At 68.3% G+C, this 249-nt stretch carries 1 protein-coding gene; it reads left to right on the plus strand.

Annotated features, from left to right (window positions below; translation table 11 throughout):
- The coding region (locus ACZ267_RS12985; protein WP_463680361.1) for a hypothetical protein at nt 1–249 on the plus strand (249 nt) is incomplete at both ends.

The raw sequence follows: 249 nt of genomic DNA on the forward strand, positions 1-249 counted from the left end.
GGCCCTGGCCGTGGGCCTCGGCGCTGCCTTGGGCACCTGGCTGCGCTATGCGGTGTCAACCTTCGACGAAACCATGCCGGTCAAGCTGGGCTGGGCCGTTTCGACGATGTCCGGCTGGACGCTGCTGGGCGGCATGGCCTATGCGCTGTTGCTGGTCAGCCGGGCACAGCGACAGGGGCGCGATCAACTGGCCCAGCTCTTCCGCGAACGCGAGGCGCTCAAGACGCAGCAGACCGAGGCCCAGTTGTC

The organism is Staphylococcus sp. AC872 (assembly GCF_979255425.1).